Below are 23832 nucleotides of genomic sequence, written 5' to 3' on the forward strand. Positions count from 1 at the left end.
GGATCATTCAACAAAAAAACCCAGCAGATGCTGGGTTTTTTATTGGAACTTTTTAAGCAGATACTGTTGCCGGTGCACGAGATAAGTGAATCAAATAGTCTGCCATTAGTCGGGTAGCCCAAGATTCGGTTTGCATTAAGCCCTGATAAAAGCCGCAATGACTGCCTTTTTTGGTGGTAATCACCATAATATTGGACATCTTCCGAATTTTTTCTTTATAAGGTTCTAAATTTCGGATGTGACACACCGGATCATCCTCCGCATTTAAAATCATCAGCGGAATTTTGATACTTTCAAATACATAAATCGGATTGGTTGCCTGGGTATAACTGGCATAATCCGTAAATCCAGCCAGTTCAAAATAGAGTTTTTCAAATTCGGACAGATCTTTAACTTCTAATAACTGTTTCCAGCTTGGGCAGACCTGCCAGGTTTCCTGATAAGGATGAATAAAGCGCTTAATCAGTTTTTTGGCCATAACTTTACTGTAAAACGGATGCACATTGGCAAAACCAGTTTCAGTGTTATAGCCAGGACATAAAGCAAAAGCTGCTTTTAATGGGGTTTGTTCACCCTCTTCGCCCAGATAACGCACTAACAATCCCGTACCCGCAGAAGAGCCAACCCCATAGAGATCGGACTGAGGAAATCTGTCCTGTATATACAAGAGTTGTTCACGCAAATCCTGAGTTGAACCAAACAGGTTCATTTTAGGCACAGGCATGGGTAAGTCTGCATGACCACGGCGTAAACACAATGCAACACGCCAACCCGTATATTTATGCAGATCACGAACCAGTTCACGCATTGATTCAGGAGAACCGGTAATAGTATGAAGTAATACAATGGTCGGCGTGCTTGCCGGAAGATCGAGTCCATACCAGGCAATACCGGTAATTCCACCATCTGACATTTTCAGCTGTTCAAGCGCATCATATTTCAGTTTAATGGTGCGTTTTTTAATTAAATCGAAATACAGAATATGTGCGTGTGCATTGGCTAACCAAGGTGTAGGACGATATTTTTGTTGCAGCTGCGGTAAGCGCTCAATGAGTCCTGAAAATACACCATTCGGATTGTAATACAGGGTCGGCTCGTCTGCTCCACTGAAACGATCCAGATACTCACTGGAAAGCTGACCCAATTTTTTAAGCAACATTTTCATCTGTCATCCCCCTCTAGTTGTACTAGCTGTGATTTACAAATTTCATGCCGACTTGAATCAATAGTTCAAATTAAGTTTTAGCTTGGAATGATTGCATCCGCTGGCCCATCTGTACAGCCAGGGCTTCAAGTCCGGACTTAGGTCGAATCATGACTTCAAAATCAATCATCTGACCCTCTTCATTAAACTGAATCATGTCAACTCCCTTTAGTTTTTTATCGCCCACATTGGCAGAAAACTCAAGTACGACATTGTTACCATCTTCACTTATAAATTCACGGTGATAGGTGAAGTTTTCAAAGACTTGAATGACATTGGTCAAAATAAAAAATACCACCTGTTTTCCAGGATAAGGTTGAAAAGCCACAGGCGAACGAAATACCACTTCTTCAGCAAGTAGTTCATTCAAGATCGACATATCACGGGTTTCCAGCATCTCATGCCAGCGTGCAATGGATTTTCTGGTATTTTCGATGGTCATTTTGGATTCCTTCTTTTTTGATATTTTCTAATAAAAGCTTAAATACTTCTTTCTTTTAATTGAAAGAATTCCCCCTTTTATTAAAGGTGAGAAGTACTGCTTCGCAAGGGGGGATTCTTTCTTACAAATCCTCTCCCTAACCCTCTCCTTTAATAAAGGAGAGGGGAAAAAGCAGGTTTTAATATTTTCAGATCACCGCCGCCAATTCAGCACCCTGACGGATTGCACGCTTGGCATCCAGCTCACCCGCTTCTTTCGCTCCACCAATCAGATGCACATTTTTACCCGCCGCTTTTAGCTCATCAAACATGGCGGTATAAGATTCCTGACCGGCACAAATAATCACGTGATCGACTTCCAACACAGCAGGCTTGTCATTCACGACAATATGTAAGCCCTGATCATCAATTTTTTCATAATTGGCGCCCGCAATCATTTTTACGTCACGGTGTTTTAAACCGGTACGATGAATCCAGCCTGTGGTTTTACCCAAACTCGCGCCGACTGAAGCAGCTTTACGTTGCAATAAATAAATTTCACGTTGCGGTTTTTCTACATTTGCAGCTTTTAAGCCACCGACATTTTCATAGTCAGTATCAATACCCCATTCATCATAGAATTTTTCCGGATTGATACTGCCACTTTCCCCTTCATGGCTCAAGAATTCGGCTGTATCAAAACCAATACCGCCTGCACCAATAATGGCAACTCGCTGACCCACCGGCTTACGTTCTTTCAAAACGTCCAGATAAGACAGTACTTTTGCATGATCAATGCCTGGAATCTCAAGCTGACGTGGTGTCACGCCTGTTGCCACCACAATATCATCAAAGCTTGACTGAGCCAGCTCTTCCAGACTCGCCTTATGATTCAGTTGCAATTTGATACGTGGTTGTAATTCAATCTGACGCTTGAAGTAGCGCAAGGTTTCATAAAACTCTTCCTTGCCCGGAATGGTCTTGGCAATATTAAACTGCCCGCCAATCTGAGCAGCGGCTTCAAATACCGTCACCTGATGACCGCGATTTGCTGCATATACAGCAAAGCTTAAACCTGCAGGACCCGCACCAATCACAGCAATATTTTTTGCTACATTGGTTTCTTTAAAAATGAGCTCTGTTTCATAGCAGGCACGTGGATTGACCAGACAGGTGGCAATTTTCATTGAGAAAATATGATCCAGACAGGCCTGATTACAACCGATACAGGTATTGATCTCATCGCTACGACCCTGCTCCGCTTTCAGGACAAACTCAGAGTCTGCCAGCATCGGACGGGCCATAGAAATCATATCAGCATCACCAGACGCCAATACATATTCAGCCATTTCCGGAGTATTGATACGGTTTGAAGTGATTAAAGGAATCTTCACTTGACCTTTCAGCTTACGCGTCACCCAAGTAAAGGCTGCACGAGGCACTTTGGTGGCAATGGTCGGAATACGCGCTTCATGCCAGCCAATGCCGGTATTGATAATGGTCGCACCGGCTTTTTCAATTTCTTTGGCCAACTGGATGACTTCTTCCAGAGTTGAACCGCCTTCGACCAGATCCAGCATAGATAGGCGATAAATAATGATAAAGTTCTCACCGACCATTTCACGGGTACGGCGTACGATTTCAATCGGGAAACGGATGCGGTTTGCATAGCTTCCACCCCACTCATCATCACGATGGTTGGTACGCGCGGCAATAAACTCGTTAATCAAATAGCCTTCCGAGCCCATGATTTCTACACCGTCATAATCGGCGTATTGAGCCAGCTTGGCACAATTGGCAAAATCATCAATGGTTTGCTGCACTTCAGCCGAAGTTAAAGCATGCGGTTTGACCGGATTGATCGGTGCCTGAATTGGGGATGGCGCGACATTTTCAGCCTGATAAGAATAGCGTCCGGTATGCAAAATCTGCATGGCAATTTTCCCGCCCGCCTCATGTACGGCCTGGGTAATTACCTTATGCTTTTCAGCTTCTTCAAGAGTGTCAAGTTTGGAACCACCATGAAACGTCACCCCATGATCATTTGGTGAAATCCCGCCGGTGACGATTAAAGCGACTCCACCTTTGGCACGCTCTGCATAGAAAGCTGCCATCCGATCATATCCGCCGGGTGCCTCTTCAAGACCAACGTGCATGGAACCCATTAACACGCGGTTTTTAAGCGTGGTAAAACCCAAGTTCAATGGGGCAAGTAAATTCGGATATTTAGACATTTCAACTCCTGAGCGTGCGTTTAGGCTGGCTATTGTTTTAGCAACTGGCAGTTTGATCCCTCAAACTTTCCAGTTTAATGCAACTTGTTGCACTAATTTATATGCCAGAATTGATTTTTATGCAACATGTTGCATAATAATCCTGAGTCACTTTTTTGAGACGCTTATGTCTTTAGCGCATGTTTTATTGACCAGCCTGATTGAAAAGCCCAGCACCGGAATCGAACTGGCCCGCCGTTTTGACCGATCCATGGGCTTCTTCTGGAATGCCACTCATCAGCAGATTTATCGCGAGCTGAATGCCATGCTGCAAAAAGGATGGATTTCGACGATAGAAGAGGAAGATTCCAATAGCCGCAAAAAGACATATCAGGTGGAACGTCTGGGCCGGGAAGAACTGGCCAACTGGATGCTGCAACAAAGTCCACCGGCACAACTGCGCGAAGAACTGATGGTGCGTTTACGTGCCGAAGCCCAGCTTGGTGGCAATAACACCTTGGCAGAGCTGGAACGCCATCTGGAACTGCATAAAGAAAAACTAAAAACCTATCAGCAGATTTTTGCCAAGGACTTTGCTCAAGCACACGAAAATGACCGTACCTTGTATATTCATAAAATGATTTTACAACTGGGGATTGATCAGGAACTGGGCTGGATTTCCTGGCTGGAACAGGTCATTCAGCGACTCAAACAATTTGATGCAAAATAACTGTAAATACGGAGACACACATGCCCTTTTATCGCATGCCCGATGGTGAACAGCTATTTGTACTCGAATACGGTCAGGGACAGCCGGTACTGGTACTCTCAGGACTCGGCATGCTGAGCTGGCAATGGAAAGCTTTTCTCTATGCGCATCAGAAAAATTTCCGTTTCATTATTCCGGAATGGCGCGGCTTTGGGGCTTCCAGTCGCTGTAAAATTCCGCAAGATCTTGATGCAATTTCCAGTCACTGGTTGGATATTCAGTCGGTAATTCAACAGCTCAATTTAGATAAATTCATTGTGCTTGCTTACTCTATGGGCGCAACCACAGCAATGCACGGCATACATTATGGCAACTTTTCCAGTCAGATTTCTGCTTATTTACATATCGATCAAACACCTAAAATTCCGGTCGATGATGCTTGGGCTTTTGGACTTTTTGGTCCACGTCATCAGGAATTTATCGACATCCTGCAGCAGCTCTCTGCCCTACTTGCACAATACCAGCAAGTTGAATTGATCCGCGATCTCGACATTTCGGTACGTAAACAAATCGCTGCCCTATGGCTAAAGTTTATTCAGCTACAAAATGAACAAAAATATAGTCTGAAAGCTTTCGCATTTATCCTAAATCAACCTCGCCTGCAAAGCCTGTTATTACCTTCCAGCCGGGTGGATTATATGGCGTGGTATATCAATAATTATTTATATCATCGTGAAGATTACCGCGAGGCTCTAGCTCAGCTTAGCTGTCCGGTGACCTTCTTTAGCGGTGTACAATCCAAGTTGTATCCTTTTGAAGGTCAGCGCCTGATTGCAGAAAGCCTGCCTCATGCCAAACAGATAATTTTCAGCAAGTCTGGCCATACGCCTTTACTGACTGAACCGCTAAAATTTTCCCGAGAACTTGGCATCTTCTTGAAAGAAAATTCGCAATCTAGCGGTTCAGCTACCTAAAGATTCAGGAGACAGAATAATGAAAAAGCTGGTGGTCTTTTCCGGTGCAGGCATGAGCGCCGAAAGTGGCATTAATACTTTTCGTGACAGTGATGGACTTTGGGAACAGCATCGTATAGAAGAAGTCGCCACACCCGAAGCCTGGGCCAAAAACCCACAACTGGTACAACGCTTTTATAATGCCCGCCGTAAAAACATTCTGGAAGCACAGCCAAATGCAGCCCATCAGCTGATCGCCAATCTTGAAGATAACTTTGATGTGCATGTAATCACCCAGAATATTGATGACTTGCATGAACGTGCCGGCAGCTCCAAGGTGATCCATTTACATGGCAATATTCGCCTGGCCAAAAGCTCAGGCCCCGATGCACAAAGCACAACCGAGTTTTATCCAATTGAAGGTTCTGAATTAGATTTAAATCAACACTTTTGCAAGGCAGGCTATCCGCTGCGTCCTCATGTGGTCTGGTTTGGCGAAGCCGTGCCCGCGTATGAAGAAGCTCAAGACTGTGTACAGGATGCCGATATTTTTGTGGTCATTGGTACCAGCCTGCAGGTTTATCCGGTTGCCGGATTAATTCATGAGATTCCTACGAGCTGTCAGGCCTATTACATCGACCCGAAAGCCGAGCAGCAGCATTTGCCTGGGCAGTTTTACAAAATCCCCCAAAACGCGACCGATGGCATGCAAACACTGCTAGGCTTACTGAAATCCGGGAATTAAATCTTTATGCGCTGCATTCTCTGATTGACAGTATGCAACAATCAATTTTTAATCAGCTTATCGTTGCAAGAATGGAATTAAACCATGCTGTCTGATCTGGATGACTTTTACTGTTTCGCTCAGGTGGTGGAACATGGCGGCTTTAGTGCAGCCGAACGTGCGACCGATATTCCCAAATCCAAACTCAGCCGCCGGGTGTTTAATCTGGAAGAGCGTCTGGGTGTACGTCTGATTCAGCGCAGTTCGCGTCATTTTGCCGTGACCGATATCGGCATGAATATTTATCGGCATGCACAGGTGATGCTGAGTGCTGCACAGGCAGCGCATGATTTGGTGGATCATCTGAGTACCGAACCGCGTGGAACCATTAAAGTCAGTCTGCCAGTCTCTATTGCCCAGAATGAACTGGCAAAAATTCTGCCAAATTTCCTGAAAAAATATCCTGAAATTAAAGTCCAGATGATGATCACCAATCGACGGGTCGATATTATCAATGAAGGCTTTGATCTGGCCTTACGTGTCCGTTCCAGCCTGGATGATGATCCGAATCTGGTGATCCGCCAGTTTGAAAAAATTGAGCAGCATCTATTCGCCAGTCAGGGTTATTTAAATGAATTTGGTGAACTGAAAACCCCTGAGCAACTGGCTGAACATAAAATCCTGAGTATGGCCGAAGACCATACCGAACAGTTTCTAACCCTGCAAAATGAACAGCAGGAACAGAAAAAAATCCGTGTCAGTCCAACGGTTATGGGGTCTGACCTAAATATGCTGGCACAACTGGCCGCATCAGGCTCAGGCATCACTTTGTTACCAGATAATGTGGTCGAGCAGTACGTGGCAAGTGGTGAACTGGTTGGGGTACTTCCCGACTGGAAAGCACCGCATGGTATTTTCCATGTGGTTTATCCTTCTCGTCGTGGCCTATTGCCCGCAGTCCGGGTCTTTATTGATTATCTGGTTGCTGAATTAAATCAGCGCTAAGTAATATGCTTTTGAAGAAAACTGGATAAAAAAATAGCTCATTCTTGGGGAAAAATGAGCTAGAGAAACTTTCACTACAGCATAGTGAGCGAAAAAAAGGGAACCTATGTATCTGACTCTTAGTTTAATCAGATATAAAATCCTAAACCACTGTTTAATGTAGTGTTTTGTATGTTTTCGTCAGCAAGAACGAGTGAGTTGTAATTTATGTAAGTGGATTATCTGAATAAAGATCATTCAATCAATATTTTAAATTTCCGGATACTCACCTGTGCCTTCAGGCCAAGGCGACAAGACTTCAAACCCGGTTTCGGTGACATAGACCATATGTTCCCATTGCGCCGACCAGGATTTATCCGTGGTGACTACAGTCCAGCCATCTTTCAGCTCTTTGACGCGGGCTTTTCCCATATTCACCATCGGCTCAATGGTAAACACCATGCCTGGAACCAGTTTAATGCCCTGACCTGGCTGACCGTAATGCAGAATGTTTGGCTGCTCGTGATAGACCTTACCGATGCCGTGACCGCAATATTCGCGCACGATGGAATAGCCTTCACGCTGTGCGACCGTTTGAATCGCATAGCCGATATCACCTAGAGTCGTGCCCGGCTTCACCGCATGAATCCCGGCCACCATGGCTTCATAGGTGGTATTGACCAGTCGCTTGGCTTCTGGAGAAGGAGTTCCAACATAGTACATCCGGCTTGTATCACCAAAATAACCGTCTTTAATAATGGCAACATCAATATTGATAATATCGCCATCCTGCAGAACGACTTTCGATGATGGAATGCCGTGACAAACCACTTCATTCGGTGAAATACAGGTGGTTTTGGTATAGCCATAATAGCCAATATTGGCGGGCGTCACTTTTAAGGTATTTACAATAAAATCATGACAGAGATCATCCAGATATTCAGTCGTGACACCTGGCTTGACATGCTCCCCGATCATCGCTAAAACTTCTGCAGCCAAACGCCCAGATATCCGCAGTTTTTCAACATCTTGCTCAGTTTTAAGACTTATCGCTGGAGCTCGCATATACCTATCCTCACTATGAATCCCTGAATTATAATCCCTTTTTTGCGAAATATGTCGCAGTTGTTGAGTTTCGGCACAGCAATTTTCCTTGAAATAGGACTTTTCACTGCTGCTTATTTGTACAAACAATAACTGACATATTTTGATATCAAGTGCAGATATTTTTTGAGCTTGTAAGGAAAAATATATTTTTCAGCGAATTATCAAACATATATTTCTACCAAGATTTGAATGACCGGTTATGTGATCCGCAAACTCACTAGAATCAAGGCTTCCAGCCTTAAAATAAACTCCAAAAAATTGGACATATACACTAAAATCGCTTTCTTTTGTTCTATTGATCTCCCTTTATGACAAGTCTGCGTACCCGGGATATTGTCGCCCTAGGTTTTATGACCTTTGCACTATTTATTGGTGCGGGCAACATTATCTTCCCACCGATTGTGGCTCAACAAGCCGGTGAACACGTATGGCTCGCTGCTTTAGGTTTCCTTATTACAGCAGTCGGCTTACCCGTGATTACCATTATTGCGTTGTCTCGCGTTGAAGGTTCCATTCAGGCACTAAGCTCGCCTCTTGGCAAAGCAGCCAGCATCTTGCTGACTGTAATCTGTTACTTAGCTGTTGGCCCTTTATTTGCGACGCCGCGTACCGCAACCGTTTCTTATGAAATCGGTTTTTCATCTTACTTTGGCAATGAATCTGGCAGCCTGCTCATTTACAGCATCATCTATTTTGCTGTGGTGACCATCGTATCTTTATATCCAAACAAGATTCTGGATACCGTCGGCTATTTCCTGTCACCACTTAAAATTATTTCTTTGATAATTTTGGGTGTAGCAGCCGTGATGATCCCTGCCAGCAATCCGCCTGCAGCGATCGATAATTACGTTACCAGTCCAGTGACTGAAGGCTTCGTAAATGGTTATTTAACCATGGATACTTTGGGCGCTTTAGTTTTCGGTATTGTGATTGTCAAAGCCATTACTTCACGTGGTGTAACGGATAAAAAACTGATTACCAAATATGCGGTTAATGCCGGCATTATTTCTGGTATTGGTTTAACTCTGGTGTATTTAAGTCTGTTTAAACTTGGACTGGGTAGCCATGAGATTGCACCAAATGCAGCCAACGGTGCCATTATCCTGCATGCATATGTACAACATGCTTTTGGCGATATGGGCGCTTACTTCCTGTCTGGCATGATTTTTATTGCCTGTATGGTCACTGCAATTGGTCTGACCTGTGCCTGCGCTGAGTATTTCTCCAGCTTGACCAAGATTCCATACAAGATCTTTGTCTTTATTCTGGTGGGCTTCTCACTGGTGATTTCAAACCTAGGTTTAACCAAACTGATTGCTGTTTCGGTTCCAGTCTTAAGCGCGATTTATCCGCCTGCAATTAGCGTCATTATGCTGAGCTTCTGTGCGAGCTTCTTCAAGAAACCATCTCATGTGATTGCGCCAGTGACCCTGGTAGCCTTGATCTTTGGTATTTTTGACGGATTAAAAGTTGCTGGTTTTGAATTGGCTGCATTACTGCAAAATTTACCTCTATCAGAACAGAATCTGGCCTGGTTTATTCCATCCATGATTGTATTGCTGATTACAGCTGTGATTGACCGTATTAGAAACTAAAATTTCTAGGATGTCTGAAAAATCGTATTTTTACCCAAAATCCGGTTTGAGCGTGATCAATAATTGTCAGGTTTTACCCAAACGGACATTTATTGTTTCTTAATAATGACATCAAATCACCACTGTAAATCTTGATACTAAGATTTTCTATAAAATATGATGTATAGAATTGCACTTTAATTATTTTATTTTTTATATAAATATAAACAGAACTTTTAATTTCCTGATTTTAGATACTTATTGTTGCCAACTTAAACCAAGTCCCCCTCCGAGTCATACACAGGCTTACAAAGTATTGATTAACACTACATATCTTTGGCGTAGAATTTGCATTTTCTATCTGGTCGCATTAATTAAATGATAACTACATCTTATTTCCAAAATTAGCTGGAGGTGAAACCTGAAAATATAATTCTTGCCTAATCAAGTGATTATGTAGTTATACGACTAAAGATGGCCATTTTGACTGTAAAAGCCTGCCACAGCAGTTGCAAAGGTCCAAATTAAACAGTACAACTATATATTCAATTCTGACTGATTAAATCTGCTTTAATCTTCAATAACATAAATAAATGGGAGGGATGGAGATGTTATCATTACATTTCAACAAGCAAGTCTTCATTGACGCTCTTAAAGCCAACAACACCAATCTGGTGACATTTATATGCACCACTTTTGCACTCATGCTGACTTTAACCGTCCATTGCTTAATTCAAGGTAATTTAAAACTTGAATACTTTGGCTATGCACTGATTGTCTCAGCTGCATTTTTCCTATGGGCTGCCATAGACCAGAAATACCGATAATCAAATTTTAAATTAGCCCAGATGGATGATTTGGCCAGTCATCCATCTGGTGAAAAAAGTGTTTTAACTTTCAATCATTCCCACATCATTTCAGATATAAAAAAACATTAAAATAATCCGATAAATGCCCCATAGAGCAAAATCCCTGTCCCGCCCAATTCTGCAACAATTAAACCCAGCATTGCCAAAGTCATCAAACTTCCAGGCAAATGAAATTTACCCAGTTGATGCGGCTGTTTAAACTGATTCGTTGTGTCTTGGAGGAAACCATGCAACATATAAGCGGCAATCGAGAAGCTGAAAAACAGAATATTGATCAGTACGCAAATCAGATTCACCATACTCGGCAACACTGAACAATAGGCCAGCACTGCCAGAATTAAAGTTGCAGGTGCATAAAGCAGGCTGCTGCGATGAGCAATATCGACATAATAATGTGCACGTGACTGAGGCGATTGACGGATCTGCCAGTATTTCCAGACGCCGGTAAACATCCCGATCCACAAGAATATCCCACTAAAAATAATGGCAGTTTTAACGGCCAGCTCAAGTTCTATTAGCTGCATAAGTTTATTCCATCTCTATTATTTTACTGACTTTTAAGTCATGTTTTCCCCAATCCACCCTGCTAAAAATCTATACAGTAAAAGCTTCATCAGGATTCTAAAAATATAGTGTAACGTATGTCTGAATTTGAAACATTGACTCTCCAGTGTCAGGATGGCTATCGCTTAAGTGCACGTTTTTATACGGCTATTTCTGAATCTAAAAAACTTCCGGTATTAGTTTGCCCGGCAACTGGCATTACCAAACAGTTTTATCATCAGTTTTGTGTCTGGTTACAAGCTCAAGGCTATGCCGTTATGGTCTTTGATTTTCGGGGGATTGGTGATTCACTGCACGGTCCGTTGAAAAATTCAAAAGCCAGTATTGTGCAATGGGGTCAACTGGATATTCCGGCAGCGATAGATGCTTTATTAACGCGTACCAGTACAGGAAAAGTGACTTTACTTGGACATAGTGCTGGTGGTCAGCTTTTAGGCATCGTGCCAAATCATCATAAAGTCGCAAAGGTCGTGGCCGTGTCTTGCTCAACCGGACATATCAAAGGACTTAAAGGTAAAACCAGACTGCTTGCACCGGTCATGTTTAATGTCATTTTCCCACTTGCCCGAATCACCAAAGGCTATGGCCCGACTCAAGCGATTGGTATGGGTGAAAACCTGCCTAAAGATGTGGCACGAGAATGGGCACTGTTTTGTAGTAAACCGGGCTATGTGATGAATGCGATCGGTAAACTTGTATCGCCTAAAGCAGATTTTCATGCTCAAATCACCTGCCCGATTACCTCGATCTGGTCATCGGATGATGAAATTGCCACTGAAGCCAACGTGAAAGATTTACTGCGTTTGTATCCGAACGCAAAAACTCAGATGATTGAACTCAAACCTAAAAATTATACGTATAAAACCATTGGTCATATGCTGATGTTTAAAAAATCTCATCAAAACTTATGGCCATTGATTGAGCAACAACTAGCAGTTTAAATAATATTTAGATGGTTATTTGCAGGTTGCTGTGTTCTAATACGCTTAGTTTGAGATGAGCCTCTTACAGTATATGGGCTTGACCTATATACGACTAGCCCCTAACCATGGGGCTTTTTATTGCATGTATGATTTTAAAAACGTATTAACATTTAGCCGAAAAATGCAATGATGCTTTGGATCACCACAGCATTCACAATATCAATAAAAAATGCACCACACAGCGGTACAATTAAAAAAGCTTTATGTGATGGACCATAGCTATTGGTCACCGCCTGAATATTGGCAATCGCTGTCGGTGTTGCCCCCATACCAAAACCACAATGCCCTGCTACTAATACTGCTGCATCGTAATTTTTGCCCATAATTCTAAAGGTCACAATTGCGGTAAATAAAATCAATACCGCTGTCTGCGCCAACAAAATGGTAATGAGCGAACCTGCCAAATCGGCCAGTAACCAGAGTTGCAGTGATAGTAAAGCCATAGATAAATACAGGGATAAAGACGCATTGCCAAATACATCGATTGCACGATCGAAGATATCGACTTTTAGCACATGCTCCAAGACATTACGCACAATCACACCTGTGCTTAAAGCCCATACAAAAGTGGGCAATTCAAACCATCTTCCCTGACTGAAGTCTGTCATCTGATTGGCGACAAAAACACACAGGGCAAACATCCCCAAAGTCGACACGGCATTACTGGATGTAATTAATCGGGTTTTCTTTGGATACTCAAAGGGTGCGGTGTTAATGTGCGATTCGAGCTGCTGTTCATTGGTCTCTTGCGCTAATGTTTCAGCCAGTTGGTTGCGTTTAATCAGGAACTTGGCAACTGGACCGCCCACAAGTCCACCAATAATCAAGCCAAAGGTAGCACTTGCCATACCAAGGACAACTGCTCCCTGGATCGCATATTGAGTTTCCAGAACCTCGCCCCAGGCACCGGCGGTACCATGGCCACCCGTTAATGTGACAGAACCAACAATCAACCCGATCAATGGGTCAAGTCCAAGCGCTGTAGCTAAACTCATACCAACCGCATTTTGCACGACTACAAATAAAATGACACAGACCAAGAAGGTCAGGAGCGATTTTCCACCTTCTTTCAGTTTCAAAAAGTCTGCACTTAAGCCAACAGAAGTAAAGAACATCAGCATTAGGATAGTTTGAATTTGTGCGTCAAATGTGGCACTGATATTAAACAATTTATAGAGAATAAAGGCCGTAATCGCTGCGACTAAACCACCGATTACAGGTTCAGGTAAGTTATAGTTCCTAAAGAAGCTAATTTTACTAACAAGATACCGCCCAATAAAAAGAAAAAAACAGCAATTACTAGAGTGCCAAAGGCATCTATTTCATAAGTCATAACATTCCCTATTGGCTTTATTTTCATACAGTTTTAGGAAACATGGGCGAAAAATCAACCACAGAAATGTAATGCAAGTTATTGTTTCTAATAATTGTTTAATTTATAGCCTGAATAGATGCAATTAACGGGATGGAATATCATAAACCCAGTTGCGTGCTTGCTGATCTGTGGTGCTTTCACAGACGTAATAATCATGATTCCAAGCATCTGGATGGAAAATTTCTTTTTTATAGTAAGTCACATTTTTAGACTTTTCGACGCAGACAAAGCTGTCACCTTGGTCTTTGACCTGCGTTCCGTTGAGGAAACCACCAATACAGAGGAATCGGGATTGTTTGGGCATTTTACGTCAACTTTCAATAATTTTTAATGTTTGAATTAAATAATATATTTAATAAATGTGTAATTTACAGAAGTTTTTTAATATATGACTATCTGAAAAATGATATTACTTTACATTCTTCATAAAACCACATTTGTACTACCAGCATATTATTAAAAGTGTCTTGATAAAATGCATATTGGAAAATCTCAGGATTATCGCCCTTTCTTTTAATATTCTTAAATTTATTAGAATAATAATCCTCCATTTGACTTTGTTGTTCTATCCAATTTTTATCAAGGATTGGTGAGAATAGAGGAGTTGAGTGTATTGACCCCTTATATTTCTTTCCAAATTCATAATAATAAAGTCCTAGAGCACAACATTTTAAAACTTCTTTTAATCTATCTCTATCTATTGTTAACTCTAAAGCCTCAAAAATATCTTCTGACTCTGGATCTTTTATTTTTACTGTTCTAGCTGTCGATAGTAATTTTTCTTTCAGTTTAGAAATTCGATCCTTTCTGGTCCAAGAACGCATTACCTTACTTTCAAAATTTAAAAGTCCATATTTACCCGTTTGAATCGTCATTGACAAAACATTAAACAGATATTCATCATCACCTGACTTCTTACAATTATGATCCACGCATGAAGGTACCTTGATTAGGGCTTTCCTTAAATCTAGGCTAATATCTTTTAAGTCCTTCTTTTCTGGAAATAAGCATTTTGGTGGCACGTGTTCTTTTGTTGTCGCCAAATTATCACACATATAGCAAGTCTGATTATTCATATAAAAAAATAAGGGCTGATTACTCAGCCCTTATCTTATACCGCTTATTGCTTAATTAACAAAGCAAATCATAGATTTGCTCTTGCGCTAGGGAAAAGCCTTTCGGCTTTTCTTAGTCCTAGCTCATTAAGTTAACTGAGCAGCAGCAATTTTCTTAGTATCAACGTCTTTAGCAGCGTTAGTATATTCGCTCATCTTGTCGAAGCTTAAGTATTGATAGATGTCAGCTGACATGCTGTCAATTTGAGCTGCATACTGTTGGTATTCTTCTGGAGAAGGTAATTTACCCAATACAGCAGCAACAGAAGCAAGTTCAGCAGAAGCCAGGTAAACGTTAGCACCTTGACCTAAACGGTTCGGGAAGTTACGCGTAGAAGTCGATACACAAGTCGTGTTCGGAGCTACACGTGCCTGGTTACCCATACACAATGAACAACCTGGCATTTCAGTACGCGCGCCAGCTTTACCATAAATGTTATAGAAACCTTCTTCCATCAACTGATGTTCGTCCATACGCGTAGGTGGAGCAATCCACAAACGAGTTGACAATGCACCACCTGGAACTTTCTCTAACAATTTACCAGTCGCACGGAAGTGACCGATGTTAGTCATACAAGAACCAACGAATACTTCGTCAATTTTCGCGCCTTGAACATCAGAAAGAAGTTTTGCATCATCTGGATCGTTCGGGCAGCAAAGAATAGGTTCTTTGATATCTGCAAGATCGATTTCATACACTTTGGTGTATTCAGCATCAGCATCTGCTTTGATCAGGCTTGGGTTAGCCAACCATTTTTCCATGTTCTCAACACGACGAGCCATAGTACGCGCATCGCCATAACCTTCAGAAATCATCCACTTCAACATAGTGATGTTTGAACGAAGGTATTCAGCAACTTTCTCTTCAGAAAGCGTGATAGAACAACCAGCAGCTGAACGTTCAGCAGAAGCATCAGAAAGTTCGAATGCTTGCTCAACAGTCAGGTCAGTTTCCATTTCTGTTAAGTCGATCTCAAGGATACGACCAGAGAAGATATTTTTCTTACCTTTCTTCTCTACAGTTAGGTCACCTTCCTTAATTGCGTAGTAAGGAATTGCATGTACAAGGTCACGTAGCGTGATACCAGGCTGCATTTTACCCTTGAACTTCACAAGTACAGATTCAGGCATATCAAGTGGCATAACACCAGTTGCTGCAGCAAACGCTACAAGACCAGAACCCGCCGGGAATGAAATACCGATTGGGAAACGAGTATGCGAGTCACCACCAGTACCAACAGTATCTGGAAGAAGCATACGGTTTAACCAAGAGTGAATAATACCGTCACCTGGGCGTAAAGACACACCACCACGGTTCATGATGAAATCAGGAAGCGAGTGTTGCATTTGAACGTCAACTGGTTTTGGATATGCAGCTGTATGACAGAAAGATTGCATAACAAGGTCAGCAGAGAAACCTAGGCAAGCCAAGTCTTTCAATTCGTCACGAGTCATTGGACCTGTTGTATCTTGCGAACCAACAGTAGTCATCTTAGGTTCACAGTAAGTACCTGGAAGTACACCTTGACCTTCAGGAAGACCACAAGCGCGACCAACCATCTTCTGAGCTTGAGTGAAACCTTTACCAGTTGCAGCAGGCTGAACCGGAGTACGGAACATTGTAGATACTGGAAGACCTAAAGCTTCACGAGCCTTAGTCGTCAAACCACGACCTACGATCAGGTTAATACGACCACCAGCACGAACTTCGTCAAGAAGTACTGGAGTTTTAAGTTCAGCTTCAGCGATTTGCGCGCCGTCTTTGAACGCAGTTACTTTAGCAGCAGCGTGATCGATCTTAAGAACGATTTCATCGCCCATGTTCATGTTAGCAACATCGATCTCGATCGGTAATGCACCCGCATCTTCCATTGTGTTGAAGAAAATTGGAGCAATTTTAGAACCTAGGCAGTAACCACCGTCTTTTTTGTTCGGGATGTGCGGAATGTCGTCACCGAAGAACCAAAGTACAGAGTTAGTTGCAGATTTACGAGATGAACCTGTACCAACAACGTCACCTACGTAAGCAACCTGGTTGCCTTTCGCGATCAATTCTTTGATTTGGTTAAGTGGACCTACTTCACCAGGAACTTCTGGATTGATCCCGTCACGTACGTTTTTCAACATTGCATTTGCGTGCAATGGAATGTCTGGACGGCTCCAAGCGTCTTGTGCAGGTGACAAGTCGTCAGTGTTGGTTTCGCCAGTTACTTTGAAAACAGTCAGTTTGATTTCTTCAGGAACGTCTTTACGGCTAGTGAACCATTCAGCGTCAGCCCAAGACTGCATCACTGCTTGAGCATTTGCGTTACCAGCTTTTGCTTTATCAGCAACGTCATGGAATGCATCAAATACAAGAAGCGTTTTTTTCAATGCTTCAGCTGCAAGTTCAGCAAGCTCAGCATTATCTAAAAGTTCAACTAAAGGTGCTACGTTATAACCACCAAGCATAGTACCTAGTAAGTAAACAGCACGTTCTTTAGAAACGAGTGGAGAGGTTGCTTCACCTTTTGCCAATGCAGCTAAGAACGCAGCTTTTACATATGCAGCTTGGTCAACACCTGCTGGTACACGGTTTTCAAGCAAATCTACCAAGTATGCTTCTTCACCAGCTGGCGGGTTTTTTAGTAGTTCAACTAATGCAGCTGTTTGGGCATCGTCAAGTGGCTTCGGTGGGACTCCGAGTGCGGCACGTTCTTCAACGTGTTGGCGGTAAGCTTCTAGCACAGTGTTATTCCTCTTTTTTAAAAAATTACTTATGAATTCCTGCTTATTCCAAGCTTCATAAATAATATGGACTCCGAAATTTTACTAAATTTCCAGTTAAAAGTTAATGCAACTCAAGTGTTTCTTCGTGATGCTCGTTATTTTATAACTAAATGATGCTCTTAATGATTATTCCATAATCAGTTCCAGCTTACACCACACGAAACAAGCCCATGAATAGGCCCTTTTAACTGAATTTAATGCATAAAAAAGGCAACCCTGATGTTGCCTGATTTGAGGTTAAAAAGATACTCCACCTTAGTGTACAGTGGTCGAGTTTAAATACTGCTGATATGAGTCTCGGCAGCCTTGGAATTTCACCACGCATTCATCTTCACAGGTTGTACTGTGATTATTGCTGGCAAAGGAAATATCAATCTGATAAAGCTTTTTATCTTGTTCTAGCATCTTCTTTAAAACGACTTTGTCACCAACGCTGAGTACATAGCGACTGCCGCCAATAATGACCACACCTTCTTCATCTTCCAGCAGTAGATCAGAATGATGCAAATATCTTACGACTTCCATATTGTGCTACTCCTTGGTTAATTGGAGTTAAATTCATTATTCAATATAAAGATAAGTATTTCTATATTTTAGATTTAGAAATTGTCACAAAGTGTACATTTTGCTTAGGCTATTTTATTATTCAGTCTTTTGAAGATGTGTATATTTAAATACCTTTAATTGGAAATATGAGTTGAATAATTTTATGCAGATTTTAAAAACCGTTCCTTAGAACGGTTTGTAATCTGGTAATTCATCATGCGGTGTCGCAATACACTTTGCAGTAAATTCAGCGCGGACTTTTTCACGGGCTGCTTTTACATCTACCTTAATCTCTTCGGCTGGAATCGCATAGACTTCATCAATAATATTCAGGATAAAACCTTTGGTGGTTTCATCATCGATCTTGTTGGCATGCTCGATTGCTTTTTCTTTCTCAATCGCATTCTGACGATCCAGCATAATGGTACGCGCCGCATTACCGACGCTTCGACAATAACCTTGCCACTGCTCTTCAGGGGTTAAGGGTTTCTTCTCGGCACAACCGGCCAGCGCCAGCATAAACGATAAAGCCAATAACTTTTTCATGAATTTCTCCTTCCGAGGGGCAATATAAAAGATCGGGGAAGATTTGTCATTTCAAAATGCGAGTTGTATGGAATTAAAAAAGCCCACTAATGGGCTTTTTCATTTTGTGTAATTAACCACATGAAGCTTGGATAATCTTTTTGCTTGTAGGATCCACCGTTACAGTCACTCGTTCTTCACGATAATCCATCGTCACCGCTTGACCCGGCTCAACCATACGTACAATTTGTGCCTTGGTTTTCTGCTTGATTTGCGCTTCAGTCAAATTGGACTGACCCACCAATGCCGCTGCCTGATCAGCAATACATTTAGGTTGATTCATGTGCAGTAATTCCCACTCCTCGACCACCTGACCATTCTTTAAATGGCAATATCCGACCTGACCATTGCTTTCAGTACGAATCTCAAGCTTGCCACCCTGATTGACACAATAAGCGCTTGCAGGATTCGCTGAACCTATTTTAGGAGCTTCCGTCTCAGATTGCGGCGTGGTGGTACATGCGCTTAGAGCGAAAGCCAGCAAACCGAACAACATTGTTTTTTTCATGAGAGCCTATTCTTCTTCAATAATACTTCACCAATTTAGCATATTTCCTTGTCCTTGCCAGAGACAAGTCTGTGTACATTTTTAACCGTACTTTTTCATTAAAGAATGGAAATAAGACCTTTGTGCATTAAGGACTTCAACGCTATAAACTCTCTCAATGAACAAGATAAACAGAAGAGAAGAACCTCTCCATAATAAGGAAATGTCGGACGAATCGCCTAAACCAAGTGATTATGCATTTTAATAGCATTACATTGTCATTACATCATTCAAATATGACTTCGCTTTTAGATTTGTGATCTGTGCTGGATTGATTTAATATTTGATTGAATTTTAAACTTTCTATTGGCATGACAGACGATCCTCAACTCTCCCTCAAGGAATATCTTGCTACGGTTCAGGAAGTGGTCAAACTCACTTTCGATACACCAGTATGGGTCAAAGCCGAAATTCGTAATCTAAGTATTAAAGCCAGCCATTATTATCTGGAGCTGGCAGAAAAAGAAGCCGATAGCGATCAGGTGATTGCCAGTTGCCGAGCAACCATCTGGAAATTTAGTGCCCAGAAAATTGTCACGCAGTTTGAACGTGAAAGCGGGATTGAGCTGAGTCGTGATCTGAAAGTGCTGATTAAAGTCAAAGCCAACTTTGATCCGCAATATGGCTTTTCTTTAAATATTGTCGAGATTGATTCGGGCTATACCTTAGGAGATATTGCCCGGCGTTATCAGCAGATTGTTGAGCGGTTGACGACTGAAGGACTGATTCAGCGCAATAGAAACTTGCCCAGTCCTTTTGACCTGAACCGGATTCTGGTGATTGCTCCCGAAAATGCAGCAGGCCTGGGAGATTTTAAAAAAGATGCCGATGCACTTCAGCGTGCGCAGGTGTGTGAGTTTATTTACTACAGTGCGACTTTTCAGGGAAATACTGCCCCGCAAAGTATTATGCAAAATCTGGCGCAAGCGCTCAAACAATGGGCACAGACTTATAATACAGCACCGGATCTGATTGTGATTATACGAGGTGGTGGCGCAGTCAATGATCTGGCTTATTTGAATGATTATGATCTGGCTGCCCTGCTCTTTAAACGTTCGGTGCCGGTCTGGGTCGGCATCGGACATGAAAAAGACCGTACCATTCTGGATGAGATTGCGCATCGCTCCTTTGATACTCCGAGTAAAGTCATTGCAGGAATCCGCAATCATATCTTTGAACTAACCCAGGATGTCCTGAATTATCTACAGCGCATTCAGCGTTTATCTCAGCAACAGATTCAGGCTTATCAAAGTCAGAATGATCAATTTTTGAAACTGATTCAAAGTCTGGCCAATAACCAGATTATGGATGCGCTGCAACGTCTGCAACAGATCAAGGCCAATACTGCCAGTCTGGCCCAACAGCATACCCTGCTCATCAATCAACAGCTCGATGCCCTGATGCGGGAAACGCTACTACAAAATCCTAAACATGTTTTATCCAAGGGTTATGCCATCGTGCGCCAGCAAGAACATATGGTTGCCTCTATTCAACAGATTCAGTCCAGCGATCTGGTTGAAGTCGAATTACATGACGGCATTTTTTCAGCACAACTTATACAGGTACTTCCTTATGAATCATGATACTTTGAGCTTCCAACAAGGCTATGACATCTTGAAAAAGAATGCGGAACTGCTTGAATCTCAGCAAGAACCGGATATTGATAACTTGATGAAAATCGTGGAAAAATCCATGACTGCCTATAAAGCTTGCAAGGCCCGGGTTGAAGCGGTTCAAACTGCTTTAAATGAGACGTTTAACGATTAATTGCACCCCATTTTAAATATCTTATTAGGCTATTTTGCTAGATTGAATTGACATAAAAGCTCTCATGAATGAGGGCTTTTTTATTAAGTGAAAAAAATCATTTCAATGACTATTTAAATTTTCTAGATGGGGATTTTGATCAATCCGCTCAATTCTAAATGGGAAATATTGTATTTTCATTCTCATCCACCAGACGATAAAAAAGCCCAATATTAAATTGGGCTTTTTATTACTCTTCAATTTCTATCGGATCACCGTCTTCAGGGCGAATATGACGCGTCCCATCATCCGCAGGATCAACACTAGAACCATCTTTGGTAATAGCATTGTACATTTCATCCTCTTTCTTATCATCGATAAATTCTTCATCTTCGAAATCTTGAGGCTCACTATCGTTGTCGAAGTTTAAAGGCTTTTCTTCATTTATCATGGCGATCCATCACTTATTTAACCAATAAAATATCATGCTTAAATATTTGAAAGATTCATTCAATAGTCAACGATGATCATTTGTGTAACTGAATAAACACAATAGTAATTGGAACTTTACTTTTCCATAGATAAAAAAATGCCTCCTTAGGGAAGGAGGCTGAAATTGGAAAGAAACTACAGCGATAGAATCTATTCATGCATTATATATAAACTTATAATTTATACATTAGCATAATATTACATTAATTTTTCAATTAAAAAGCCCACTTACTTTTTCAAATAAGCGGGCTAGTACTGTAGTCATTTTCTTCGTATTATTTGCGTTTTCTTGTTTTCGCAAAACGAATATAGCACTGTGAATTTACCAATAAAGTATAGAGAGTATTAATAAACTGTTTTCTTACATTTGCTTTAAGTTACTTTTCGTTCAATAAGCTATACATATTAAAAAAGCCCATCTTTCGATGGGCCTTCCCCTTTATCACTTTTGCGCTGACTCAGGTATGTTGTCAAAGTGAGCAACGACTAGAAAATACGCAAGCTATTGGTAAAAATATATAAATACCCCATTAACATATAAAAAAACTATAGTTTTATAAAAAATAACTATACTTGTTGAAGTAATTGACGATTTTAACCTTCAACGACACCTTATAGCTGACTTAATTTGCTAGACATATAAGTTAAAAATAACGTCTTATCCTGAAAATTAGGCATTTCAAACACCCAAAAAATGTAATTTTTAGATCTCAATTTAAGCTTCACATTCACAGCCTTTACTTGAATTATTACATCCTCATGCTGCATTTCTGCGAATAATTCTAAAATCAGCGCAAAGAATCTCAGTTTGTTGACTGTGTTGTATTTTGTTGGTTTATATATTCTCAAGGCTTCAGAATATATAAGCTCGCACCATTCATTTCCATCTTCATCATCCATTAGCTCTCATTTAATTATTTAAAATAGATCAAGAGGTAGGTTTATAACATGGTGGCTATAATTAAACTGCTTTTAATCTGAATATTAAAATTATAATTTTTTAGAAAATAAAAAAGCCCATCATCCGATGAGCCTTTTTGGAAAATATATCGTGAAGAACTAAGCTGCAAATTCTTGCAGTACAAATCGTTTTACACTTTCATCAAAGTCAGGTTTTGAAAGAGCAAGCTTGCCATTTTTCATAGTTTTATAACAATAACTCGCTGCTACTCCCATACCAACCAAAGTCAACAACTTCATTGCTCACCTCTTTACTGGGAAGATTTGAATACAAAGTTATCATTCAAATTTGTAGTTTTCCAACTCAGTTTCGATTGTTTTCTGTACTACATGTTAATGAATGTATGAATAATAAATGAAAACCTGCCGGATGATGTGTTTGCTTAAAGTCTTTCAACTAGTGGTTAATTTGCGTATCTATCCAGTTAAGGAAATTTTCCTTATTACTGAATTCTGGCATAGACCCTAAATTTATAGACTCTTTAGCACCAAATTTTCCAGCGACATTATTCGGTGCTTGAACTCTAAAATCCAGAGGATCACTTTCATGTAGAGTTCGAAAATATTCTACCGCTTTATCAAATTCACTTTTATCCTTAAAACCTGGTCGTTCCTTTAAAAAGTCATAAACTTGTTCTAGAGCTGGTAGATAATTATTTTTAGGCATTCTGTTTTCTCTAAAATGATGAGTTTTATGATGAAGACCTATTTTGAATGAATAATGATAAGAATATTCCCTTATTTCTTAGAGTTTATGTAAATCATGATGATTTGAGAGTTAAATCCAAATTCTGAAGTAACCTGATAAAAAATGAGCGTAAACATACACTCATTTTTACTACATTTTCTAATGCATGCTTAACTGGCTGGCATTGTTCTAAAATAAAGTCTGTTTAATTGAACAAAGTGCAAATATCGGCTGCTCTATCAGCAAAGATTAGATGCGCTTTAAATGCGCCAGTTTAAGGTTCAAGCCTAATTAACGCTATGAATATCAAGTTCATCATTGGTGGTCAATACAACAGAAGCCAAAATTGGAATGCCCAAAATGAAAGGTACAGCGAAAATCCATAGAACTAAGGTTACATCCGATTTAAAGAAAAATTGAATGGCTAATGCAGTCAAAATGAGTACAGAAAATAAAATCGCAGCAAAACGGATGATAAATTTAGTTGACATGCGAAGATGCTCTTATGCGTGAAATCGTATTTTCAATATACACCTATTTTTATTATGGGTTTATTGATTTTCAGTCTGTTATTGCATGTTTTAATTGATTTTCTATATGTGATAGCTGACTTATGCGACGAGCAGCTTTCTTCAGCATAAAAGCTAACCCTAAATTCTTTCTCTACTCGTGATTTCATTGTCGTATATATAGAGAGATTGAATT

The 23832-nt window shown here is 40.9% G+C and carries 25 protein-coding genes and 1 pseudogene; 9 read left to right on the top strand and 17 right to left on the bottom strand.

Annotated features, from left to right (window positions below; genetic code table 11):
• Positions 1-52 precede the first annotated feature (52 nt).
• From F894_RS09155 to F894_RS09165, 3 genes are all read right to left on the bottom strand, one after another.
• On the bottom strand, positions 53-1165 hold the full coding sequence (locus F894_RS09155) for a YheT family hydrolase (protein WP_005247219.1): 1113 nt from the start codon (positions 1163-1165) through the stop codon (positions 53-55).
• A 70-nt stretch (positions 1166-1235) separates the two neighbouring features.
• Complete coding sequence (locus tag F894_RS09160; RefSeq protein ID WP_005247220.1) at positions 1236-1646, bottom strand: nuclear transport factor 2 family protein; 411 nt, start codon at positions 1644-1646, stop codon at positions 1236-1238.
• A gap of 187 nt (positions 1647-1833) precedes the next feature.
• Positions 1834-3858, bottom strand: coding sequence for an NADPH-dependent 2,4-dienoyl-CoA reductase (locus tag F894_RS09165; protein WP_005247222.1), 2025 nt, complete (start codon positions 3856-3858; stop codon positions 1834-1836).
• 166 nt (positions 3859-4024) lie between these two features.
• On the opposite strand from F894_RS09165, the gene F894_RS09170 reads away from it, so the two are divergent.
• The 4 genes from F894_RS09170 to F894_RS09185 all read left to right on the top strand — a co-directional run bounded on the left by F894_RS09170 (position 4025) and on the right by F894_RS09185 (position 7228).
• A complete protein-coding gene (locus F894_RS09170) occupies positions 4025-4567 on the top strand; it encodes a PadR family transcriptional regulator (protein ID WP_005247223.1) in 543 nt (180 codons plus the stop codon).
• A 20-nt stretch (positions 4568-4587) separates the two neighbouring features.
• A complete protein-coding gene (locus F894_RS09175) occupies positions 4588-5520 on the top strand; it encodes an alpha/beta fold hydrolase (protein ID WP_005247224.1) in 933 nt (310 codons plus the stop codon).
• A gap of 19 nt (positions 5521-5539) precedes the next feature.
• A complete protein-coding gene (locus F894_RS09180; RefSeq protein ID WP_005247225.1) occupies positions 5540-6244 on the top strand; it encodes an SIR2 family NAD-dependent protein deacylase in 705 nt (234 codons plus the stop codon).
• Positions 6245-6328: 84 nt separating this feature from the next.
• On the top strand, positions 6329-7228 hold the full coding sequence (locus F894_RS09185; RefSeq protein ID WP_005247226.1) for a LysR substrate-binding domain-containing protein: 900 nt from the start codon (positions 6329-6331) through the stop codon (positions 7226-7228).
• A 249-nt stretch (positions 7229-7477) separates the two neighbouring features.
• Here F894_RS09185 and map read toward each other — a convergent pair whose 3' ends face one another.
• Positions 7478-8272 carry a type I methionyl aminopeptidase gene (map, locus tag F894_RS09190; RefSeq protein ID WP_005247227.1) on the bottom strand — a complete coding sequence of 265 codons (795 nt, stop codon included), beginning with the start codon at positions 8270-8272 and terminating at the stop codon, positions 7478-7480.
• Between the two features lie 350 nt (positions 8273-8622).
• On the opposite strand from map, the gene brnQ reads away from it, so the two are divergent.
• Together brnQ and F894_RS09200 are read left to right on the top strand one after the other, a co-directional pair.
• Positions 8623-9909: a branched-chain amino acid transport system II carrier protein gene (gene brnQ, locus F894_RS09195; protein WP_005247229.1), complete on the top strand. Its 1287-nt coding sequence runs from the start codon at positions 8623-8625 to the stop codon at positions 9907-9909.
• Between the two features lie 587 nt (positions 9910-10496).
• Positions 10497-10715, top strand: a complete 219-nt coding sequence (locus F894_RS09200) for a hypothetical protein (protein WP_004645284.1) — start codon at positions 10497-10499, stop codon at positions 10713-10715.
• 107 nt (positions 10716-10822) lie between these two features.
• Here F894_RS09200 and F894_RS09205 read toward each other — a convergent pair whose 3' ends face one another.
• A complete protein-coding gene (locus F894_RS09205) occupies positions 10823-11281 on the bottom strand; it encodes a hypothetical protein (protein WP_005247230.1) in 459 nt (152 codons plus the stop codon).
• A 117-nt stretch (positions 11282-11398) separates the two neighbouring features.
• Between F894_RS09205 and F894_RS09210 the strand changes: the two genes are divergently transcribed.
• The gene (locus tag F894_RS09210; RefSeq protein ID WP_005247231.1) at positions 11399-12262 is read left to right on the top strand and encodes an alpha/beta hydrolase family protein; all 864 of its coding nucleotides are present in this window, start codon (positions 11399-11401) and stop codon (positions 12260-12262) included.
• A gap of 152 nt (positions 12263-12414) precedes the next feature.
• On the opposite strand, the pseudogene gltS reads toward F894_RS09210, so the two are convergent.
• The 7 genes and pseudogenes from gltS to F894_RS09245 form a co-directional block, all read right to left on the bottom strand.
• Positions 12415-13637 (bottom strand): annotated as a pseudogene (gene gltS / locus F894_RS09215) (sodium/glutamate symporter).
• A gap of 124 nt (positions 13638-13761) precedes the next feature.
• Positions 13762-13983, bottom strand: coding sequence for a hypothetical protein (locus F894_RS09220; protein WP_005247236.1), 222 nt, complete (start codon positions 13981-13983; stop codon positions 13762-13764).
• Positions 13984-14071: 88 nt separating this feature from the next.
• Positions 14072-14722 carry a hypothetical protein gene (locus F894_RS09225; protein WP_228128805.1) on the bottom strand — a complete coding sequence of 217 codons (651 nt, stop codon included), beginning with the start codon at positions 14720-14722 and terminating at the stop codon, positions 14072-14074.
• Between the two features lie 159 nt (positions 14723-14881).
• Positions 14882-17521 carry a bifunctional aconitate hydratase 2/2-methylisocitrate dehydratase gene (locus F894_RS09230; protein ID WP_005106643.1) on the bottom strand — a complete coding sequence of 880 codons (2640 nt, stop codon included), beginning with the start codon at positions 17519-17521 and terminating at the stop codon, positions 14882-14884.
• Positions 17522-17818: 297 nt separating this feature from the next.
• Complete coding sequence (locus F894_RS09235; protein WP_005106642.1) at positions 17819-18088, bottom strand: hypothetical protein; 270 nt, start codon at positions 18086-18088, stop codon at positions 17819-17821.
• Positions 18089-18295: 207 nt separating this feature from the next.
• Positions 18296-18655, bottom strand: a complete 360-nt coding sequence (locus F894_RS09240) for a hypothetical protein (protein WP_005103441.1) — start codon at positions 18653-18655, stop codon at positions 18296-18298.
• Positions 18656-18767: 112 nt separating this feature from the next.
• On the bottom strand, positions 18768-19202 hold the full coding sequence (locus tag F894_RS09245) for an I78 family peptidase inhibitor (protein ID WP_005103443.1): 435 nt from the start codon (positions 19200-19202) through the stop codon (positions 18768-18770).
• A gap of 350 nt (positions 19203-19552) precedes the next feature.
• On the opposite strand from F894_RS09245, the gene xseA reads away from it, so the two are divergent.
• Together xseA and xseB are read left to right on the top strand one after the other, a co-directional pair.
• Positions 19553-20824, top strand: a complete 1272-nt coding sequence (xseA, locus tag F894_RS09250) for an exodeoxyribonuclease VII large subunit (protein WP_005247238.1) — start codon at positions 19553-19555, stop codon at positions 20822-20824.
• On the top strand, positions 20814-21008 hold the full coding sequence (gene xseB, locus F894_RS09255; protein WP_005247239.1) for an exodeoxyribonuclease VII small subunit: 195 nt from the start codon (positions 20814-20816) through the stop codon (positions 21006-21008). The genes xseA and xseB overlap by 11 nt, the downstream gene beginning before the upstream one ends.
• Before the next feature lie 229 nt (positions 21009-21237).
• Here xseB and F894_RS09260 read toward each other — a convergent pair whose 3' ends face one another.
• The 5 genes from F894_RS09260 to F894_RS09275 all read right to left on the bottom strand — a co-directional run bounded on the left by F894_RS09260 (position 21238) and on the right by F894_RS09275 (position 23618).
• A complete protein-coding gene (locus tag F894_RS09260) occupies positions 21238-21438 on the bottom strand; it encodes a hypothetical protein (RefSeq protein ID WP_005247241.1) in 201 nt (66 codons plus the stop codon).
• A 653-nt stretch (positions 21439-22091) separates the two neighbouring features.
• A complete protein-coding gene (locus tag F894_RS09265) occupies positions 22092-22379 on the bottom strand; it encodes a hypothetical protein (RefSeq protein WP_005103447.1) in 288 nt (95 codons plus the stop codon).
• A gap of 159 nt (positions 22380-22538) precedes the next feature.
• Positions 22539-22679 carry a hypothetical protein gene (locus F894_RS15170; protein ID WP_004645377.1) on the bottom strand — a complete coding sequence of 47 codons (141 nt, stop codon included), beginning with the start codon at positions 22677-22679 and terminating at the stop codon, positions 22539-22541.
• 157 nt (positions 22680-22836) lie between these two features.
• The gene (locus F894_RS09270) at positions 22837-23106 is read right to left on the bottom strand and encodes a hypothetical protein (RefSeq protein WP_005247243.1); all 270 of its coding nucleotides are present in this window, start codon (positions 23104-23106) and stop codon (positions 22837-22839) included.
• A 308-nt stretch (positions 23107-23414) separates the two neighbouring features.
• Entirely contained in the window at positions 23415-23618 is a 204-nt protein-coding gene (locus F894_RS09275; protein WP_005247244.1) for a hypothetical protein, read from the bottom strand.
• Between the last annotated feature and the right edge of the window lie 214 nt (positions 23619-23832).

Origin of the sequence: Acinetobacter sp. CIP 51.11 (assembly GCF_000369665.1) — a bacterium.
In the GTDB taxonomy this organism is placed as follows: domain Bacteria; phylum Pseudomonadota; class Gammaproteobacteria; order Pseudomonadales; family Moraxellaceae; genus Acinetobacter; species Acinetobacter lwoffii_S.

Bases quoted from the DNA above. Each gene is read 5' to 3' on its own strand.
- F894_RS09155 (WP_005247219.1), bottom strand. From the start codon at position 1,165: ATGAAAATGTTGCTTAAAAAATTGGGTCAGCTTTCCAGTGAGTATCTG.
- F894_RS09160 (WP_005247220.1), bottom strand. From the start codon at position 1,646: ATGACCATCGAAAATACCAGAAAATCCATTGCACGCTGGCATGAGATG.
- F894_RS09165 (WP_005247222.1), bottom strand. From the start codon at position 3,858: ATGTCTAAATATCCGAATTTACTTGCCCCATTGAACTTGGGTTTTACC.
- F894_RS09170 (WP_005247223.1), top strand. From the start codon at position 4,025: ATGTCTTTAGCGCATGTTTTATTGACCAGCCTGATTGAAAAGCCCAGC.
- F894_RS09175 (WP_005247224.1), top strand. From the start codon at position 4,588: ATGCCCTTTTATCGCATGCCCGATGGTGAACAGCTATTTGTACTCGAA.
- F894_RS09180 (WP_005247225.1), top strand. From the start codon at position 5,540: ATGAAAAAGCTGGTGGTCTTTTCCGGTGCAGGCATGAGCGCCGAAAGT.
- F894_RS09185 (WP_005247226.1), top strand. From the start codon at position 6,329: ATGCTGTCTGATCTGGATGACTTTTACTGTTTCGCTCAGGTGGTGGAA.
- map (WP_005247227.1), bottom strand. From the start codon at position 8,272: ATGCGAGCTCCAGCGATAAGTCTTAAAACTGAGCAAGATGTTGAAAAA.
- brnQ (WP_005247229.1), top strand. From the start codon at position 8,623: ATGACAAGTCTGCGTACCCGGGATATTGTCGCCCTAGGTTTTATGACC.
- F894_RS09200 (WP_004645284.1), top strand. From the start codon at position 10,497: ATGTTATCATTACATTTCAACAAGCAAGTCTTCATTGACGCTCTTAAA.
- F894_RS09205 (WP_005247230.1), bottom strand. From the start codon at position 11,281: ATGCAGCTAATAGAACTTGAGCTGGCCGTTAAAACTGCCATTATTTTT.
- F894_RS09210 (WP_005247231.1), top strand. From the start codon at position 11,399: ATGTCTGAATTTGAAACATTGACTCTCCAGTGTCAGGATGGCTATCGC.
- F894_RS09220 (WP_005247236.1), bottom strand. From the start codon at position 13,983: ATGCCCAAACAATCCCGATTCCTCTGTATTGGTGGTTTCCTCAACGGA.
- F894_RS09235 (WP_005106642.1), bottom strand. From the start codon at position 18,088: ATGGAAGTCGTAAGATATTTGCATCATTCTGATCTACTGCTGGAAGAT.
- F894_RS09240 (WP_005103441.1), bottom strand. From the start codon at position 18,655: ATGAAAAAGTTATTGGCTTTATCGTTTATGCTGGCGCTGGCCGGTTGT.
- F894_RS09245 (WP_005103443.1), bottom strand. From the start codon at position 19,202: ATGAAAAAAACAATGTTGTTCGGTTTGCTGGCTTTCGCTCTAAGCGCA.
- xseA (WP_005247238.1), top strand. From the start codon at position 19,553: ATGACAGACGATCCTCAACTCTCCCTCAAGGAATATCTTGCTACGGTT.
- xseB (WP_005247239.1), top strand. From the start codon at position 20,814: ATGAATCATGATACTTTGAGCTTCCAACAAGGCTATGACATCTTGAAA.
- F894_RS09260 (WP_005247241.1), bottom strand. From the start codon at position 21,438: ATGATAAATGAAGAAAAGCCTTTAAACTTCGACAACGATAGTGAGCCT.
- F894_RS09265 (WP_005103447.1), bottom strand. From the start codon at position 22,379: ATGGATGATGAAGATGGAAATGAATGGTGCGAGCTTATATATTCTGAA.
- F894_RS15170 (WP_004645377.1), bottom strand. From the start codon at position 22,679: ATGAAGTTGTTGACTTTGGTTGGTATGGGAGTAGCAGCGAGTTATTGT.
- F894_RS09270 (WP_005247243.1), bottom strand. From the start codon at position 23,106: ATGCCTAAAAATAATTATCTACCAGCTCTAGAACAAGTTTATGACTTT.
- F894_RS09275 (WP_005247244.1), bottom strand. From the start codon at position 23,618: ATGTCAACTAAATTTATCATCCGTTTTGCTGCGATTTTATTTTCTGTA.